Origin of the sequence: Streptomyces sp. NPDC051105, assembly GCF_040682795.1 — a bacterium.
Lineage (GTDB): Bacteria > Actinomycetota > Actinomycetes > Streptomycetales > Streptomycetaceae > Streptomyces.
This window is the reverse complement of sequence record NZ_JBFBBR010000001.1, coordinates 207,801-223,530: the sequence shown is the minus strand read 5'-3', so window position 1 is coordinate 223,530 and position 15,730 is coordinate 207,801. Positions and strand designations below refer to the sequence as shown.

Annotated in this window: 14 protein-coding genes and 2 pseudogenes; 6 read left to right on the top strand and 10 right to left on the bottom strand. The window is 72.6% G+C overall.

Annotation, left to right across the window (positions count from 1 at the left end):
- Positions 1–116 precede the first annotated feature (116 nt).
- Positions 117–1,493 carry an 8-oxoguanine deaminase gene (locus tag AB0N16_RS01065; RefSeq protein ID WP_365791709.1) on the top strand — a complete coding sequence of 459 codons (1,377 nt, stop codon included), beginning with the start codon at positions 117–119 and terminating at the stop codon, positions 1,491–1,493.
- 242 nt (positions 1,494–1,735) lie between these two features.
- A pseudogene (locus AB0N16_RS01060) lies at positions 1,736–2,062 on the top strand (solute carrier family 23 protein); the annotation flags it as partial.
- Positions 2,063–2,153: 91 nt separating this feature from the next.
- Here the strand turns inward: AB0N16_RS01060 and AB0N16_RS01055 are convergent.
- On the bottom strand, positions 2,154–2,948 hold the full coding sequence (locus AB0N16_RS01055) for a helix-turn-helix domain-containing protein (protein ID WP_365792743.1): 795 nt from the start codon (positions 2,946–2,948) through the stop codon (positions 2,154–2,156).
- Positions 2,949–3,041: 93 nt separating this feature from the next.
- Between AB0N16_RS01055 and AB0N16_RS01050 the strand changes: the two genes are divergently transcribed.
- Entirely contained in the window at positions 3,042–3,905 is an 864-nt protein-coding gene (locus tag AB0N16_RS01050) for an NAD(P)H-binding protein (protein ID WP_365791707.1), read from the top strand.
- 147 nt (positions 3,906–4,052) lie between these two features.
- Here AB0N16_RS01050 and AB0N16_RS01045 read toward each other — a convergent pair whose 3' ends face one another.
- Entirely contained in the window at positions 4,053–5,498 is a 1,446-nt protein-coding gene (locus tag AB0N16_RS01045) for an MFS transporter (protein WP_365791705.1), read from the bottom strand.
- A 132-nt stretch (positions 5,499–5,630) separates the two neighbouring features.
- On the opposite strand from AB0N16_RS01045, the gene AB0N16_RS01040 reads away from it, so the two are divergent.
- Positions 5,631–6,032, top strand: coding sequence for a helix-turn-helix domain-containing protein (locus AB0N16_RS01040; RefSeq protein ID WP_365791703.1), 402 nt, complete (start codon positions 5,631–5,633; stop codon positions 6,030–6,032).
- 64 nt (positions 6,033–6,096) lie between these two features.
- Here the strand turns inward: AB0N16_RS01040 and AB0N16_RS01035 are convergent, their stop codons facing one another.
- From AB0N16_RS01035 to AB0N16_RS01015, 5 genes and pseudogenes are all read right to left on the bottom strand, one after another.
- On the bottom strand, positions 6,097–6,519 hold the full coding sequence (locus tag AB0N16_RS01035; protein WP_365791701.1) for an acyl-CoA thioesterase: 423 nt from the start codon (positions 6,517–6,519) through the stop codon (positions 6,097–6,099).
- A gap of 99 nt (positions 6,520–6,618) precedes the next feature.
- Positions 6,619–7,257: a hypothetical protein gene (locus AB0N16_RS01030; RefSeq protein ID WP_365791699.1), complete on the bottom strand. Its 639-nt coding sequence runs from the start codon at positions 7,255–7,257 to the stop codon at positions 6,619–6,621.
- 271 nt (positions 7,258–7,528) lie between these two features.
- Complete coding sequence (locus AB0N16_RS01025) at positions 7,529–8,140, bottom strand: histidine phosphatase family protein (protein WP_365791697.1); 612 nt, start codon at positions 8,138–8,140, stop codon at positions 7,529–7,531.
- A 3-nt stretch (positions 8,141–8,143) separates the two neighbouring features.
- Positions 8,144–8,335 (bottom strand): annotated as a pseudogene (locus tag AB0N16_RS01020) (hypothetical protein); the annotation flags it as partial.
- Positions 8,336–8,370: 35 nt separating this feature from the next.
- Positions 8,371–9,579, bottom strand: a complete 1,209-nt coding sequence (locus AB0N16_RS01015) for a pyridoxal phosphate-dependent aminotransferase (RefSeq protein WP_365791695.1) — start codon at positions 9,577–9,579, stop codon at positions 8,371–8,373.
- An 81-nt stretch (positions 9,580–9,660) separates the two neighbouring features.
- On the opposite strand from AB0N16_RS01015, the gene AB0N16_RS01010 reads away from it, so the two are divergent.
- Positions 9,661–10,287, top strand: coding sequence for a winged helix-turn-helix transcriptional regulator (locus AB0N16_RS01010; RefSeq protein WP_365791693.1), 627 nt, complete (start codon positions 9,661–9,663; stop codon positions 10,285–10,287).
- Between the two features lie 53 nt (positions 10,288–10,340).
- Here the strand turns inward: AB0N16_RS01010 and AB0N16_RS01005 are convergent, their stop codons facing one another.
- The 3 genes from AB0N16_RS01005 to AB0N16_RS00995 form a co-directional block, all read right to left on the bottom strand.
- A complete protein-coding gene (locus AB0N16_RS01005) occupies positions 10,341–11,144 on the bottom strand; it encodes a hypothetical protein (protein WP_365791691.1) in 804 nt (267 codons plus the stop codon).
- On the bottom strand, positions 11,144–12,418 hold the full coding sequence (locus AB0N16_RS01000) for a VWA domain-containing protein (protein ID WP_365791689.1): 1,275 nt from the start codon (positions 12,416–12,418) through the stop codon (positions 11,144–11,146). The genes AB0N16_RS01005 and AB0N16_RS01000 overlap by 1 nt, the downstream gene beginning before the upstream one ends.
- Positions 12,419–12,525: 107 nt before the next feature.
- Positions 12,526–14,031, bottom strand: coding sequence for an IucA/IucC family protein (locus AB0N16_RS00995; protein ID WP_365791687.1), 1,506 nt, complete (start codon positions 14,029–14,031; stop codon positions 12,526–12,528).
- Between the two features lie 127 nt (positions 14,032–14,158).
- On the opposite strand from AB0N16_RS00995, the gene AB0N16_RS00990 reads away from it, so the two are divergent.
- On the top strand, positions 14,159–15,709 hold the full coding sequence (locus AB0N16_RS00990; RefSeq protein WP_365791685.1) for an IucA/IucC family protein: 1,551 nt from the start codon (positions 14,159–14,161) through the stop codon (positions 15,707–15,709).
- The last annotated feature ends 21 nt before the right edge of the window (positions 15,710–15,730 follow it).

Below are 15,730 nucleotides of genomic sequence, written 5' to 3'. Positions count from 1 at the left end.
ACTCCATATTCTCGGCACCCGCGGCCGGTGACGTCCTGCGTTCCGGCCGCGGCACTCAAATCCCCGGGGTCCTGCCGTGCCCTCCCGACAAGTCCACTGAGCGAAAAGGACGAATCATGGCAGCAGACCAGCGCACCGTCATCGAGAACTGTTCGATCGCGACCGTCGACGCCCACGACACCGAGTACGCGAGCGGGTACGTCGTCATCGCCGGCAACCGTATCGAGTCGCTCGGCGCGGGCCGGGCACCCGAGGACCTGGAGAACGTCGTACGCCGTATCGACGCCACCGGCCATCTGGTGACCCCCGGCCTGGTCAACACCCACCACCACTACTACCAGTGGATCACCCGGGGCCTGGCCACCGACCACAACCTCTTCAACTGGCTGGTCGCGCTGTACCCGACCTGGGCGCGCATCGACGAGCCGATGGTGTACGCGGCCGCCCAGGGCTCGCTCGCGATGATGGCCCGCGGCGGTGTCACCACCGCGATGGACCACCACTACGTCTACCCGAAGGACTCCGGCGACCTCTCCGGCGCGATCATCCGAGCCGCCCGCGAGACCGGCGTCCGCTTCACCCTCGCCCGCGGCTCCATGGACCGCAGCGAGAAGGACGGCGGACTGCCCCCGGACTTCGCCGTCGAGACCCTCGAAGGCGCCCTCGCCGCCACCGAGGCGACCGTCAAGGAGCACCACGACCCCGCCTTCGACGCGATGACCCAGGTGGCCGTCGCCCCCTGCTCGCCGTTCTCCGTCTCCACCGAACTCCTGCGACAGGGTGCCGAGTTGGCTCGCCGTCTCGGGGTGCGCCTGCACACGCACGGCTCGGAGACCGTCGAGGAGGAGCAGTTCTGCAAGGAGTTGTTCGGGATGGGCCCGACCGACTACTTCGAGTCCACCGGCTGGCTCGGTGAGGACGTGTGGATGGCGCACTGCGTCCATATGAACGACTCCGACATCGCTGCCTTCGCCCGTACCAGGACCGGTGTCGCCCACTGCCCGTCGTCCAACGCCCGCCTCGCGGCCGGTATCGCCCGCGTCCCCGACATGCTCGCCGCCGGCGTCCCGGTCGGCCTCGGCGTCGACGGCACCGCGTCCAACGAGTCCGGCGAACTCCACACCGAACTGCGCAACGCGCTGCTGATCAACCGCCTCGGCGCGCACCGGGAGGCCGCCCTCAACGCCCGCCAGGCGCTGCGCCTCGGCACCTACGGCGGCGCCCAGGTCCTCGGCCGTGCAAGCCAGATCGGCTCCCTGGAACCCGGCAAGCTCGCCGACCTGGTGCTCTGGAAGCTGGACACCCTCGCCCACGCCTCCATCGCCGACCCGGTGACCGCCCTGGTCTTCGGCGCGGCCGCCCCGGTCACGGCCTCCTTCGTGAACGGCCGTCAGATCGTCGGGGACAACCGCCTGCTGCACGTCGACGAGGACGCGATCGCCCGCTCCACGCGGGCCGAGGCCCAGCGGCTGGCCCACATCGCCGCACAGTAACTGCGTCTATCCGTACGGCACTTGAGGTCCGGAACCGCGGTACGGCATTTCAGCGGTAGGGCACTTCAGCGGTAGGGCACTTCAGCGGTACGGCACTTCAGCGGTACGGCACTTCAGCTCCGGCCAGGAGGGACGGCTCCCGGCCGGCAGCCGTGGACCCCAGCGGGGTGCACGGCGGCCGTCTCCTGGGCGCGTGCTTCCTCGCGCGCGCCCAGGAACGGTCACCCGTCGCCCCCCTCGGTTTCGCCGGGGTCGCCCCGATGACCGCGATCGCCGCCTCCACCCACGACAAGTCCGACGCCCTGCCGGTCATCTTCGGCGCGGTGATCGTCGCCGGACTCCTCGGCTTCCTCGCCGCCCCCTCCTTCAGCAAGGCGGTCCGGTTCTTCCCGCCCGTCGTCACCGGCACGGTCATCACCCTCATCGGCGTCTCGCTGCTCCCGGTGGCCTTCGGCTGGGCACAGGGTCCCGACCCGGCGGCACACGACTACGGTGCGGCCAAGTACCTGGGCCTGGCCGCCGCAACCCTCCTCGTGGTCCTGCTCCTGCGCCGTCTCACCCGGGGCTTCGACCGTCCCCGCGTACTGCCGGCGCTCTGCCGGGTGCGCCGGGGTGAATCCGCCGGCGTCCCGCGCGCCGGCGGCCGCCGCGCAGCCGAATTCAGCCTGCGCCCCGGACTGACTGGCAGGGGCTGAGCGCGGGGAGCCGGCCGGTCATGTACGAGCGGGGCGGAACGCCCATCAGGGCGCGGAAGTCGGTCGTCATGTGTGACTGGTCGAAGTAGCCGGTAGCGGCGGCCAGTTCGGACCAGGCCGCGCTGCCCGCCCGGGCGGCGAGCGTGCGGACGCGGTCGATACGGGCGTAGTGCTTCGGGGAGACACCGATGCCGTCGGTGAACAGGTTCCGCAACTGGCGTTCGCTGACCGCCAGTTCCCGGGCCACGTCCCGCACCTGGGCGGGCGCCCGGTCCAGCCGCACCGACAACGCCTCGACGCCCGACCGCAGCAGCGCCGTCCGGGCCGGATCCGACTGCTCCGACAGCATCCCGGGCAGTACCTCGGTGATACGCGGCAGCGCCTCCCGAGGGTCCAGCCACCGCACCTCACGGGCGAACCGGCGGGCCGCCCCGCCCGGCAGGTCGTCCAGCGGCACCACGCGGCCGACCAGCCCCGCGGCCGGAACACCCAGCAGGGGCCGGGCGGTTCCCGGAGCGAGGCGCAACTCCACACACGAGATATGGGACTTGCCCGCGTGGTAGGTCGCCCGCACCCGCGGCCCGATGGCCAGGACGTCACGCCGGCCGTCCCCCGTCACCCGCAGCACCACCTTGGTCACGGCGTCCGGCAACTGGACGAACGTCCCCTCGGGCGGCTCGGTGAAGGACATGGTCCGTACCTCGGTGACCCACGGGCGCAGCCCCTCGGGCGGAGTCGGAAGCGACTGGGCGATGGTCATCGGCACGCTTCCACGGTAAGCGACCCGCGCCACCGCCCTGGCGGGTCGGCCGTGCCGGAATTTCCAAGAGCCGGCCGCCCGGGCACGCCCATCGTGGGCCACATGATTCTGGTGACGGGTGCCACGGGCACCATCGGTAGGGACGTCGTACGGCAGTTGGCCGAGCGCGGTACGAAGGTGCGCGCGCTCACCCGGGACCCGGCGAAGGCGCGGGTGCCCGCGGGGGTGGAGGTGGTGCGCGGGGACTACGGCGACCCTGCCTCCCTGGACGCCGCGCTGGCCGGTGCCAGGGCCGCGTTCCTGCTCAGGCCGCCCGGCCCCGACGCGGGAGAGGACGCGGCGCTGGTCGCCGCGGCGCGGACCGCGGGAGTGGAACGGCTGGTGAAGCTCTCCGCCGTCTTCACCGGCGACCCGGCTTCGGGCCCCTCCGCGCAGTGGCACGTCGACGGCGAGCGGGCGGTGCGGGACAGCGGGCTCGCCTGGACGGTGCTCCAGCCGTCGTCGTTCGCCTCCAACACGCTGACCTGGAGGGAAGCGCTCCGGGCGGACCAGCCGGTGCCCAACATGACCGGGGACGGCGCCTCGGGCGTGATCGACCCGCGCGACATCGCCGAGGTGGCGGTGCGGGCCCTGCTGGACGCCGGGCACGCCGGGCGGACGTACGTCCTGACCGGCCCCGAGGCGATCACCGTGCCCGGCCAGGCCACCGTGCTCGCCGAGGTCCTCGGCCGCCCGGTCCCCACCCGGGACCTGTCCCCGGACGAGACCCGCGACTTCCTGCGTACGGCCTGGGGGATGGAGGGGAGCCGGGCGGAAGGCGTCCTGACCGGCGTGGCGTTCGTCCGCGCCGGAGGCAACGCGTTGGTCACCGAGGACGTGGCCGAGGTGCTGGGCCGCCCGGCCCGGACCTTCCGCGCCTGGGCCGAGGACAACAAGGACCTTTTCGAGGCGAGTTGAGTCGAGACACGCTGCGGCCCAGGGGCCTCGGCGGCCGCGACGCCGGCTCTCCGGTACGGCTGCGACGCCGGCCCATCGGTACGGCTGCGGGACCGGCTCACCGGTATTGCGGCGGTGCCGGCTCACCGGTACTGCCGTGGTGCCGGCTCACCGGTTCCGCGGTCGTAGTACCGCCGTCGCCAGCACCAGGGCGGCCACCGCGATTCCGGTCCCCGCCCGGAACGCCAGCCGGTAGCCCTCCGCCGTCGCGGGGATCAATTCCGCACCCCGGTCGAGGAGTCCGCCGGTGCGGCTCGCCGCCAGGGTGCTCAGTACCGCGAGCCCCAGCGAACCGCCCACCACCTGCGTGGTGTTGAACAGCCCGGACGCCAGGCCCGCGTCCTCCTCGCGCGCCCCGGACATCGCGAGCCCGGTCAGCGCCGGCATCGCCGCGGCGAACCCCGCGGCGAGCAGCAGCAGCGGCGGCAGCACGTCGACGGCGTAGGAGGCGTCGACCGGCACCCGGCTCAACAGGGCCATCCCGGCGGTGATCAGCACCAGACCGCAGAGCAGGACGCGGTACGCGCCGTAGCGGGCGACCGTCCGCGCGGACAGCCCCAGCATCAGCACCCCGATCGCGACCGGAGCCGGCAGAAAGGCGGTGCCGGTCGCCAACTCGCCGTAGCCGAGGACGCGTTGGAGGTACAGCGCACCGAGGAACTGGAAGCCGTACATCGCCGCGATCATCAGCACCTGTACGGCGTTGGCGCCCGCGAGCAGCCGGGAGCGCAGCAGCCGCAGACGCAGCAACGGGCGCTGGGCGCGTGCCTGGCGGAGGGTGAACGCCGCCAGCAGGGCGACTGCCAGGGCCGTCAGGAGGAGGGTGGCGAGCGGGCCGCGGTCCCCGGCGCCGACGATGACGTAGACCGTGAGCATCAGGGCGCCGGTGACCAACGCGGCGCCCGGGAAGTCGGCGCCCTGGCGCAGGCCGGCGCCCCGCTCCGGGGCGAGGATCCGGCTGGCCGCGAACCAGGCGGCCAGCCCTGTCGGCAGGTTGATCAGGAAGATCCAGTGCCAGCTCAGTGCCTGGGTGAGCGCCCCGCCGAGGAAGGTGCCGAGCGCCCCGCCCGCCGCGCCGACCGCGCTGAACGCCGCGATGGCCCGGCCCTGTTCACGCGGCTCCGGGTAGAGGGCGACCAGCATGCCGAGCACTACCGCGGAGGTCATCGCGCCGCCCACGCCCTGCATCGCCCGCGCCGCGATCAGCACCCCCTGCCCGGTCGCCATCGCGCACAGCAAGGAGGCGACCGTGAACAGCGCAAGGCCCGTCGTGAACATCCGCTTGCGGCCCAGCAGGTCGCCGAGACGCCCCGCCAGCAAGAGCAGCCCGCCGAACGGGATCAGATACGCGTTGACGACCCAGGCCAGCCCGGGACCGCTGAAACCCAGGTCGCGCTGGATGGCCGGCATCGCCACGGTGACGATGTTGCCGTCGAGGACGGTCATCAGGGTTCCCGCGCACAGAACGGCGAGGGACGCCCAACGGGGGTATGTTCGTGGGAGTGCCACCGGGGCCGCCGGTGTCGGCTTGGGTGTATCGGTCGTGGTCGACATGGCCTCAGGCCTCCGTAATCGCCGTAGAAACTCACCAGGCAGCTGAACAGGAACCGATCGTGCGCAAGGTGCACGACTTGTAACGGAGTTCATGGTGAGTGACCATGGGGGGAGACGTAAGGAGGCAGCTCGATGTCCCAGAGGAACACCGGTGTAACCGTCCAGGCAGTGAACGCGGATGCCTGCCCGGTCCGCGAGGTTCTTGACAGGGTCGCCGGCAAATGGAGCGTCCAGATCCTGGTCGCGGCTTCGTACGGCCCCATCCGTTTCACCGAGCTGGAGCGCGGTATCGAGGGCATCAGCCGCCGGATGCTGACCCTCACCCTGCGCAACCTCGAGCGCGACGGGCTGGTGACCCGCACGGTGTACCCGACCGTGCCCCCGAGGGTGGAGTACGGACTCACCCCGGTGGCCCTGGAACTGCACGAGACGCTGCAGCGGCTGACCGACTGGGCCGAGCGCAACCGCGGCTACATCGCGCAGGCGCGGGCGGCCTACGACGCCGAGCACCAGCCCGAACTGCTCGACGTGTAGGCGGCGTTGACGGTGTAGTCGGGGTACACGGAGTGGGACCGGGTGGGGGCGGTCCGCCGGACCCTCAGAAGCCGAACAGGTCCGGAGTCGAGGTGAGTTCCTTGAAGACCTCGCGCGGATCGGCGACCAGCCGACGGGCCTTGAGGTCCAGCAGCCCGCCGACCGACTCGACCTCGGCGGCCAGTGTGCCGTCCACCTTGGTTATCGACTGGAGTATCCGGAACGTCTTCCCCCCGTTCCACTCGAACACGCAGGTCACGTCCACCTCGTCACCGGCGAGCAGCTCCCGTTTGTAACGGATGGTCGTCTCCAGCCCCACCGGGCCTACGCCCCGCCCGATCAGCTCGGACTGCGTGACCCCGGCCGCCTGGAGCAGCGACCAGCGGGCGTGCTCGGCGTAGTTGATGTACACCGCCTGGTTCAGATGGCCCTGCACATCGGTCTCGTAGCCACGGACCGTGACGCGGACGGAATACGGTTCGCTCACGACTTCCCCTTCTCGTGTACGACGTCTCGTGTACGACGTCTCGTGTACGACGTCTCGTGTACGACGCACTGATCCTGTGTCGGCATCCTGGCACGCCCGTCACACCCGGCGCGGCGATGCCAGTAGATAGCGCGTTCGAGTCCGTGGCTCCGTGTACTCGCCGGTCTGCCACCCCGCCCGCTCCAGGGTGTCCGCGCACGCCCGCAGGGGCTCGCCCTCCGGCGCGTACACGGCGACCGCCTCGGGCTGCGGAGTGGCCCGCACCCGGTAGCCGGCGGTGTCCGGCCCCTCGGGCGGGTGCCCGGCCGCCTCCAGGGCGAGCGCGGCGGCCCGCACCAGATGCGTACGCTCCCAGCCGCACGGCCGGTCCGTGGCGCCGTCGGGGTTGGTCATCCGGCGCAGCTCCAGGAGCCCCTGCCAGGCGCTGTGCACCTCACGCGCGCGGGCGGGCCCGTCGTCGACGGCCTCCTCACCGCCGACACGGGCGGCGAACACCCCGCCGTCCGGCTCGGCCGGTGCCCCCGCCGGTGCCAACGCCGGGGGCCGCGGAGCCGCCGCCTCCCGCATCCGATGGCCCGCAGGCGTCAGGAAGTGGTCGTGCGGCGACCGCGGATGCCGAAAGGCGAGCCCCCGCTTCACCAGCGCCGCCAACTGCGCCTCCGTACCCCGCAGCCGCCCGCTGACCGGATCGGCGGCATCGATGACCCGCCGCTGTGCGGCGGTGGGCGGTCGACTCACAGCGCGTCCCCTCCCGGAAACCGATCCGAACGACCCGCACGGACCCACCTACCGAAGGCTACGTCTGCCCACCGACACCCGCCCGCACGAAGATCCCCAGCCGCCAGCCGCCAGCCGCCAGCCGCCAGCGGTCAGCGGTCAGCGGTCAGCCGCCAGTCGCCGGCCGCCGGTCGCGCATCTCCGGCCGCCGGCCGATGGGCGCCCGCTGCCCGCTGCCCGCTGCCCGCTGCCGGCCGCCCTCCCGCAGTCGCCCGCCCCCAGCGCCGCTCTCTCAGTCGTTCCTCGGCTCGCTCGGCCGGATGTTCCACCCCGCGATCACCGGGCGGTCGTGTTCCGTGCCGAGGCGGCACAGCGTTCCGGTCGCCAGCTGGAAGAGGGCGCCGTCGGAGGGGGGCAGGCCCAGGCGGCGGGCGGTGAGGACGCGCAGGAAGTGGCCGTGGGCCACCAGCAGCACGACCCCCTCCGTGTTGGCGAGGGCCGCTTCGACCTTGGACAGCATCCGGTCGGCCCGCTCGCCGACCTGCTCCGGGGTCTCCCCGGGGTGCTCCGGCGGGCCGGGCACGACCCCGTCGCTGAAGAGGAACCACCCCGGCCGGGTGCGCTGGATCTCCACGGTGGTCACGCCCTCGTAGCCGCCGTAGTCCCATTCCCGCAGGTCGGCGTCGATCCGGGCGTCGGGCACGCCGATCAGCTCGGCGGTCTCCCGGGCGCGCTGGAGCGGGCTGACGAAGGCGGCGCCGATGCGATGCGACCGGATCAGCGGCACCAGCCGCCGCGCCTCCTCCCGCCCGTGCTCGGTGAGGGGCACGTCGGTCCACCCGGTATGCCGCCCGGACCGCGACCACTCGGTCTCACCGTGCCGGACGAGAAAGACATCAGCCATACGTCAGAGGCTATGAGCCCACCGTTCCAGTTCGGCGAACTCACGCGCCCGAAGGCCGTGGCGGGGGTCGACCGGAAGGAGTAACGCGGGGCCCTCGTGGTGCTCGGCGCCATGGCGGACGTCCAGGTCGGTGACCATGTCGTCCACCCAGACGAACGGCCGCCCCGCCGTCCACGCCACCACGGTCCGCGTCTTACCCGCCACTCGGGTTGCCAGGCCCGGGCACGGCCCTACTGCCGGTATCCGCTCAGGAACCGCCCGATCCGGCCGATCGCGGTCTCCAGGTCGTCAGCGTGCGGGAGAGTGAGGATGCGGAAGTGGTCGGGGCTGGGCCAGTTGAAGCCGGTGCCCTGAACGACCTGGATCTTCTCCTGGAGGAGCAGGTCCAGGACGAACTTCTCGTCGTCGTGGATCGGGTGCACCTTGGGATCGATCCGCGGAAAGGCGTACAGGGCGCCCTTGGGCTTGACGCAGCTCACGCCGGGGATCTCGTTCAGCTTCTCCCAGGCCACCGTGCGCTGCTCGTGCAACCGGCCCCCGGGGGCTACGAGTTCGCGGATGGACTGGCGGCCGCCGAGCGCGGCCTGGATGGCGTACTGGGCGGGCGCGTTGGCGCACAGCCGCATGGAGGCCAGCATGGTGAGGCCCTCCAGGTAGTCCTTGGCGTGCTGCCTGGGGCCGGTGACCACCAGCCAGCCGGAGCGGAAGCCGGCCACCCGGTAGGTCTTCGACAGGCCGCAGAAGGTGAGAACGACCAGGTCGGGGGCGAGGGCCGCGGCCGAGTGGTGGACGGCGTCGTCGTACAGGATCTGGTCGTAGATCTCGTCCGCGAAGACCATCAGGCCGTGCCGGCGGGCCAGGTCGAGGATGCCCTCGATGATCTCCTTCGGGTAGACGGCGCCGGTCGGGTTGTTGGGGTTGATGATGACCACGGCCTTGGTACGGTCCGTGATCTTCGACTCCATGTCGGCCAGGTCCGGGTACCAGTCCGCCTGTTCGTCGCAGAGGTAGTGCACCGCCTTGCCGCCCGCCAGGGTGGTCACGGCCGTCCAGAGAGGGAAGTCCGGGGCGGGGATCAGGATCTCGTCGCCGTCCTCCACCAGCGCCTGTACGGCCATGGAGACCAGCTCGGAGACGCCGTTGCCGAGGAAGACGTCGTCGACGCCGACCTCCAGGCCGAGCGCCTGGTAGCGCTGGGCCACGGCCCGGCGGGCGGAGAGGATGCCGCGCGAGTCCGTGTAGCCGTGTGCCTGCGGGAGCATCCGGATCATGTCCTGGAGGATCTCCTCCGGCGCCTCGAAACCGAACACCGCGGGGTTGCCGGTGTTCAGGCGCAGCACGCTGTGGCCCGCCTCCTCCAGCGCGTTGGCGTGCTCGATCACCGGCCCGCGGATCTCGTAACAGACCTCGCTGAGCTTGTTGGACTGCCGGAACTCCATGCGCCCCTCCGGAAACTCGTGATGCTTGGTTTTACCAAGTAGCAGCTTGGAAAGTCCAACATCTTGTCTAGACTGCGTCGCATGTCACCTCGCCGAAGCTACGACCAGTACTGTTCCGCGGCCCGCGCCCTAGACGTGGTGGGCGACCGCTGGACCCTGCTGATCGTCCGGGAGCTGCTCGCCGGTCCCCGCCGTTACACCGACCTGCACGCGGATCTGCCGGGGGTCAGCACGGACGTCCTCGCCTCCCGGCTGAAGGACATGGAGCGGGACGGGGTCACGACCCGGCGGCGGCTGCCCCCGCCGGCTGCGGCGTACGTCTACGAACTCACGGAGCGCGGAAGAGGGTTGCTCCCGGTGATCCAGGCGCTGGGGAGCTGGGGGGAGCCCGAGCTGGGCGAGCGCCGGCCCACCGACGCGGTCCGCGCCCACTGGTTCGCGCTGCCGCTGCTGCGGGCCCTGGACGGCGAGGGGCTGGTCGAAGTCCGGCTGGGGGAGGGCGACTTCCATCTGTACGCCGGCGCGGAGGACGGCCCGGTGTACGGCGACGGTCCCGCCCCGCGCGAACCCGACGCACGGCTCGTGCTCGACGCCGGGACGTGCACTTCCCTGGCCCGGGGGGAGTTGGGCCTGGCGGACGCGGTCCGGGCCGGGCGGGTGACGGTGACCGGGGACGGCGCGCTCGCCAAGCGGCTGCGGGACGCCTGAAACGGCGACCGGGCCCGCCGCGAACGGGGGCCCGGTCACCGGAACACGTCAGGTCAGGCGCCCGGCGGCACCCGGTACGGCCGTCCCGCCCCCCGGGTCAGCGCGTATCCGCCGATGCCTGCCAGCGCGGCCAGCACTCCGCCGATCCCGGTCCACACCCAGCGGTCGGTCCACCAGCCGGAGGACCAGCCGTCGTCCGAACCGAAGCTGGAGAGCACCGCCGCCTTGCTGTCGTCGTCGCTCTTCTCAGAGCTGACCGCGATGCCGGGGACCAGCGGCTTCGCCAGCGAACCGTCCACCGCCGCCGAACCGCCGATGTCCTTGGAGTCCACCCGGACCTCGGCGCTCACCGGCTGGCCGAGGTCCGCGTTGCCGAGGTCCACCACCGTCAGCCGGACGTAGTACGTGCCGGGCAGCGGGTCGTTGGCCCACGGCTCCGACCAGCCCCGGACGGTGCGCATCACACAGGCCAGCTGTACCGACGCGGTGCCCTGTCCGGCGGTGCGGGTCGCCGCGCCGTACTGGCAGGCCTGGCGGCGCCGAAGCCCGTCGTACACGTCGATCTGCCACGTCTGCGCCGCGTGCGAGTCGGGCAGCTTCACCGTGGCCTTGACGTCGGGGCGCTGGCCGGTGTCGGCGGGGAACGACCAGTACAGGTAGTCGCCCGTCGATCCGCTGGCGGTGGCCTGCTGTCCCTGGTCGAGTTCGGTCGCCGTACGGAAGGACGTGCCCGCCTGGGTGGGCGCGCCGCTGTCCTCCGAGGCACTGGGGGAGGGCGAGGCGTCGTCGGCGACCGCCGGACCCGCGGCCAGGCCCACCGCCAGCAGGGCCGCGCTCAACACACGTGTGATCGACATCAGTTGGTCCTCCAGACCGCTACCCGCCAGCGCGACACCCAGCCCCACACCAGACCCGCGAGGAAGCCGGTCAGCACCAGCGCCCCGAGCAGCCACCAACCGCGGCCGAGACCGAAGGAGGCGACGTCGGACGCCTTCGACGGCCCGTCCACCACGTCCACCGTCAGCTCGACGGGCAGACCGGGGCTGGTCTTCACGCCGGACGTGGCCGAGAAGGAGTTGGTCACCTGGAGACAGACGGTCTCCGGGGTGGTGTCCTCGTCGTCGTCACTCTCGGCCTTCGGGTACCGCAGGCCGGTCGAGATGACGTCGGTCCGGCCGGTGCCCGACGCCTCGCCGCGCACGATCTCGCGTCCGTGCACGGTCACCGCGCGCAGCAGCACCCCGTAGTCCGGGTTGACGGCCCGATCGGCGGCGACGCTGACCGAAGCCCGCAGCTCCTGGCCCGGGTCGACGTCGACCTTGTACCAGCGCTGCTGCCCGAACTCCTCGCGGTCGGTGTACAGCCCCGACTTCAGCGCGGGCGCCGAGGAGCACTGGCCGGTACCGTCCGTGGCCACCGGCGTGACCACCGGATCGGCGGCCCGGTGAACCAACTGCCCGACCCGGTCGGTCAGTTCCTCCTTGTGCTGGACGGAGGTGTAGGTGCCGCCGGTCGCGTCCGCGATGCAGCTCAGCTGGTCCCGGGTCTTGGCGTCCGGCACCAGGCCGAGCGTGTCGATGGTCAGCCCGACGCCCTTGGCGGCGATCTCGCGGGCCACCTCGCACGGGTCCAGCGGCTGGCAGGTGTCCTCGCCGTCGCTGATCAGGACGATACGGCGGGTCCCGGTACCGCCTTCGAGATCGTCGGCCGCCTTGAGCAGCGCGGGGCCGATCGGGGTCCACCCGGTCGGCGTGAGCGTGGCGACGGCGGTCTTCGCCTCGGTGCGGTCCAGGGTGCTGACCGGGTAGAGCTGCGCGGTGTCCTTGCAGCCGGTCTTCTTGTCGTTTCCGGCGTAGTTGGCGCCCAGTGTGCGGATGCCGAGCTGGACCCCTTCGGGTGTCGCGTCCAGCACCTCGTTGAACGCCTGCTTGGCCGCCGCCATCCGCGTCCCGCCGTCGATGTCCGACGCTCGCATGGAACCGCTGACGTCCAGCACCAGCTCCACCTTGGGAGCGGCCTGGCCCGTCTCGTCCGTCTCGTCGGCGACCGCTCCGCCGGGGAACGCGATCCCGGCCGCCAGGGCGGCGAGCAGAGCGCAGACTCCTGCCGCCGTCCGTTGTGTTCTGATCATCGGCGGATCCTATTGATCAGAGGCGCCGGGCTCCAAAACGAGGTCCGGACGCCGACCCGCGAGCGGCCGGCAGGCCAACAGAGGGTGGCGGGTGGGCCGGTGAGCGCTCACCGCCCGTCGGCGAGCGGATTCGGCAGTGCCGCCCACTGGTCCCCGGGCGCCTCGGGCGACAGCCGCATCAGCGTCAACGCCTTCGCCGGCAGCGGGCCTTCGAGGAGGGCCGTCAGGTCGGGGGTGGCGGGAAGGTCCCGTACGGCCGTCTCCAGAGCCGTCGCCAGGGCCGGACCCGAACCCGCCGTGCCCGCCAGGGCGCCCGCGACCAGGGAGCCGAACAGCTTGCGGCGCAGCGTCGTTTCGTCGTCCGTGACCAGGCGTCCCGTCAGCGCGGGCGGGGTGATGCCGTGCCGGTTCAGACGAGCCGGGCTGAGGCGGATGTCGGCCAGGTCGCGGTAGACCAGCCGCAGCGGCGCACCGCTCCCGGACAGCACCACCAGCAGGTTCTGGCCGTGCGCCTCCAGGGCCACGCCGAGGTCCAGCAGCCGCAGCCCCACGGTCAGGGCGAGCCGGGTGAACCCGGCCAGCCAGGACGGCGATGCGGGCAGCGCGGTGCCGGCCAGCGCGGCCACCGGCAGAACCCGCTCGCCCGGCGCCGCGTACACCTCGGGCGACTCGCGCAACACCGCCGCCAGATCGGGGGAGTCGGCGGTCGCCGCGCCCAGGGTGCGGGTGATGTGCAGGAGCCCGTCCGTGCGGGACGCCAGGTCCGTCGCGAAGGACGACAGGGTCATGGCCGCGTCGACGGAGTACGCCGAGATGTCCCGGACGGACGAGGTCAGCCGGGCGCTCAGCGCGGTCTTCACATGCGGTCCCTCGGGGAGGGCGAGGGTGCGCAGGGACATCAGGGGGTGTGCGGTCCGCCAGGGCTCACCGGGGCCGCCCTTGAGGACATGGGCGGTCTGCCACGGATGCACCGGGATCAGCAGCCGCCCCGCATCCCGGAGTTCGTCCGGCCACTCGCCGGTCAGCAGACAGTCCCCGGCCGCCACCGGGACCGTCTCCAGCCGTACCACCGGCCGGTGCTCCGGCGCGTACGCGAGCTGCTCCGCCGCCGAGAAGCCGGGCCGGGAACGGCAGTTGGGGTGGAAGGGATGCCCGTCGACCACTCGCTGCTCCCACTCCCAGTCCTGCCCGGGCCACTCCTTCGAAGGGAACTCCCGGTCCGCCCGCGAGAGCGCCAACGAGGCGGCACTGTGCCCCAGTTCGGCCGCGAACCCCGCCGAGTGCGGCCACCCCAGATCGGTCATCAACCGCGCCGGATCGTCGTACGACACCCCGTCCAGACGTACGGCGGTCACATACGCGTCGGTGGCGTACGGATCCGCGCGCGGGCCGTGCAGCGCGCGCCCGTCGGCCAGCCACAGGGCCAGGCTGTGCGCCCCGCGCACCCGGCGCGCCACCCACGGCAGCGGCTCGTGCGCGAGCGCCCGCCACAGCCGGGTCAGCACCGCCGCCCGTGCACCGGGCAGCTCGGCCGTGTACCCGGACACCAGGTCCGGTCGCGCCTCGGCCAGCTCCGTCGCGAGCTGTGTCTCGATGGGGGAGGGACGGTGCACGGGAGGGCTCCTCGGAGACGGGGTCGACGGTCATGATGGCTGATGACGGCAGACATACTGATCGTGATCGGACGGTGTGGACGCAGACACACTGATCGTGATCGGACTGTGTGGACGTAGCGAACGAATGGAACGCGTGGATCTCATGCCCCCCGGCGACGGCATCGGCGAGCGCGCCGACGCGTACGCTGCCGCGCCCCTGCTCAACTGCCTGCTGCGAGAGGTGGCCGAGCCGCTCCCGGACACCGGGGACGGCCCGCTCCCGGACACCGGGGACGGGCCGCCCCCGGACGCCGGGCAAGGGAAACCGCGGGTCTACCGGCTGCCCGGCGGCGGCCGGCTGCTGCGGGTGCGCGGCACGCGCCGGCCCGCCGCGCCCGAGGTGTACGCGGCCGGCCGCTGGCACCGCATCGGCCACACCGAGCTGGTGAAACTCGTCGCCGAGGAGCTGCGCGCGCACACCGGGCTGTCCAACGACGACCTGCCGGCCGAGATGATCGACAGCCGGGACGCGGTCGCCGCGCTGCTCACGGCACGCGCCCGGGCGACGGCGCCCGACGACCCGTATCTGCGCTCGGAGCAGTCCCTCATCACCGGCCATCCCTACCACCCTGCCCCGAAGGCCCGCGGCGGCGGCCCGGTCACCGCCTGGCTGCCGTACGCGCCCGAGGCGCACGCCCGGTTCCCGCTGGTGCTGCTCGGGGTGCGCGCGGACCAGGTGGCCGAGGAGGGCGACACATCGGCGCTGGACGCGCTGGCCGCCGCACCGCCGGGCTACCGGCTGCTGCCGGCCCACCCCTGGCAGCTCGACCTGGCCGCCCGTGACCTGGCCCCGGCCTTCGCCGACGGACGGCTGGTACGACTGCGGGAGACCGACTTCGCGGTCTGGCCGACGGCCGCGATCCGCACGGTCTACGAGCCGGAGCGCGATCTCTTCCTGAAGTTCAGCCTGGACGTCCGGATCACCAACGACATCCGCCGGCTGTGGGCGCACGACCTGCGGAAACTGCGCCGTACGGACTCGGCCGCGACCGCCGCCTTCGCGGCGATGGGCGGGCCCGCGGCCTGGCTCGGCGACCACGGCTACCGCACCGCCCGCTTCGCCTTCGAGGAACTCGCGGTCGTCGTCCGGGACGGGCTGCGCGGATCTCTGCCGCCCGGGGCGACCCCGCTGCTCGCGGCCGGTCTGGTGGAGGGCTTCGACGGCAGCCCCCTGGCCGCGGCGGCGGAGCCGGCAGCCTGGTGGCAGGCGTACCTGCGCGCGGTCGTACCCCCGGCGCTCACGGCCTTCGCCGACCACGGCGTCGTCCTCGAAGCGCATCTGCAGAACACGCTGGTCGCCGTCGACGCGGACGGTACGCCGGTGCAGGCGCTGTACCGGGACGCCGAGGGCGTCAAACTGCTGGCCGACGTGGAGCGGGCCGCCGGGTGGGAGCGGCTGGTGTACTGCCTGGTCGTCAACCATCTGCTCGAGGTCGCCGCCGCGCTCGCCGAGCACCACCCCGGGTTCGATCCATGGCCCGCGGCCCGCCGGGAGCTGGCACGGCATCCACTTCCGGAGGTGGCCGCGCTGCTGGCGTCGCCGACCCTGCCGGGCAAGACGAACCTGCTGCTGCGCTGGACCGGGGCGGACGGCGCCGACGCGCGCTATCTGCCGTTGCCGAACCCCTTGGCCTGAAGTCGTGGCGGTCGGGAAGCG

Excerpts from the sequence above, each read along its gene's own strand:
- AB0N16_RS00990 (WP_365791685.1), top strand. The coding sequence starts at position 14,159 with ATGGAACGCGTGGATCTCATGCCCCCCGGCGACGGCATCGGCGAGCGC.
- AB0N16_RS01025 (WP_365791697.1), bottom strand. The coding sequence starts at position 8,140 with ATGGCTGATGTCTTTCTCGTCCGGCACGGTGAGACCGAGTGGTCGCGG.
- AB0N16_RS01045 (WP_365791705.1), bottom strand. The coding sequence starts at position 5,498 with ATGTCGACCACGACCGATACACCCAAGCCGACACCGGCGGCCCCGGTG.
- AB0N16_RS01065 (WP_365791709.1), top strand. The coding sequence starts at position 117 with ATGGCAGCAGACCAGCGCACCGTCATCGAGAACTGTTCGATCGCGACC.
- AB0N16_RS01010 (WP_365791693.1), top strand. The coding sequence starts at position 9,661 with ATGTCACCTCGCCGAAGCTACGACCAGTACTGTTCCGCGGCCCGCGCC.
- AB0N16_RS01055 (WP_365792743.1), bottom strand. The coding sequence starts at position 2,948 with ATGACCATCGCCCAGTCGCTTCCGACTCCGCCCGAGGGGCTGCGCCCG.
- AB0N16_RS01000 (WP_365791689.1), bottom strand. The coding sequence starts at position 12,418 with ATGATCAGAACACAACGGACGGCGGCAGGAGTCTGCGCTCTGCTCGCC.
- AB0N16_RS01040 (WP_365791703.1), top strand. The coding sequence starts at position 5,631 with ATGTCCCAGAGGAACACCGGTGTAACCGTCCAGGCAGTGAACGCGGAT.
- AB0N16_RS01005 (WP_365791691.1), bottom strand. The coding sequence starts at position 11,144 with ATGTCGATCACACGTGTGTTGAGCGCGGCCCTGCTGGCGGTGGGCCTG.
- AB0N16_RS01015 (WP_365791695.1), bottom strand. The coding sequence starts at position 9,579 with ATGGAGTTCCGGCAGTCCAACAAGCTCAGCGAGGTCTGTTACGAGATC.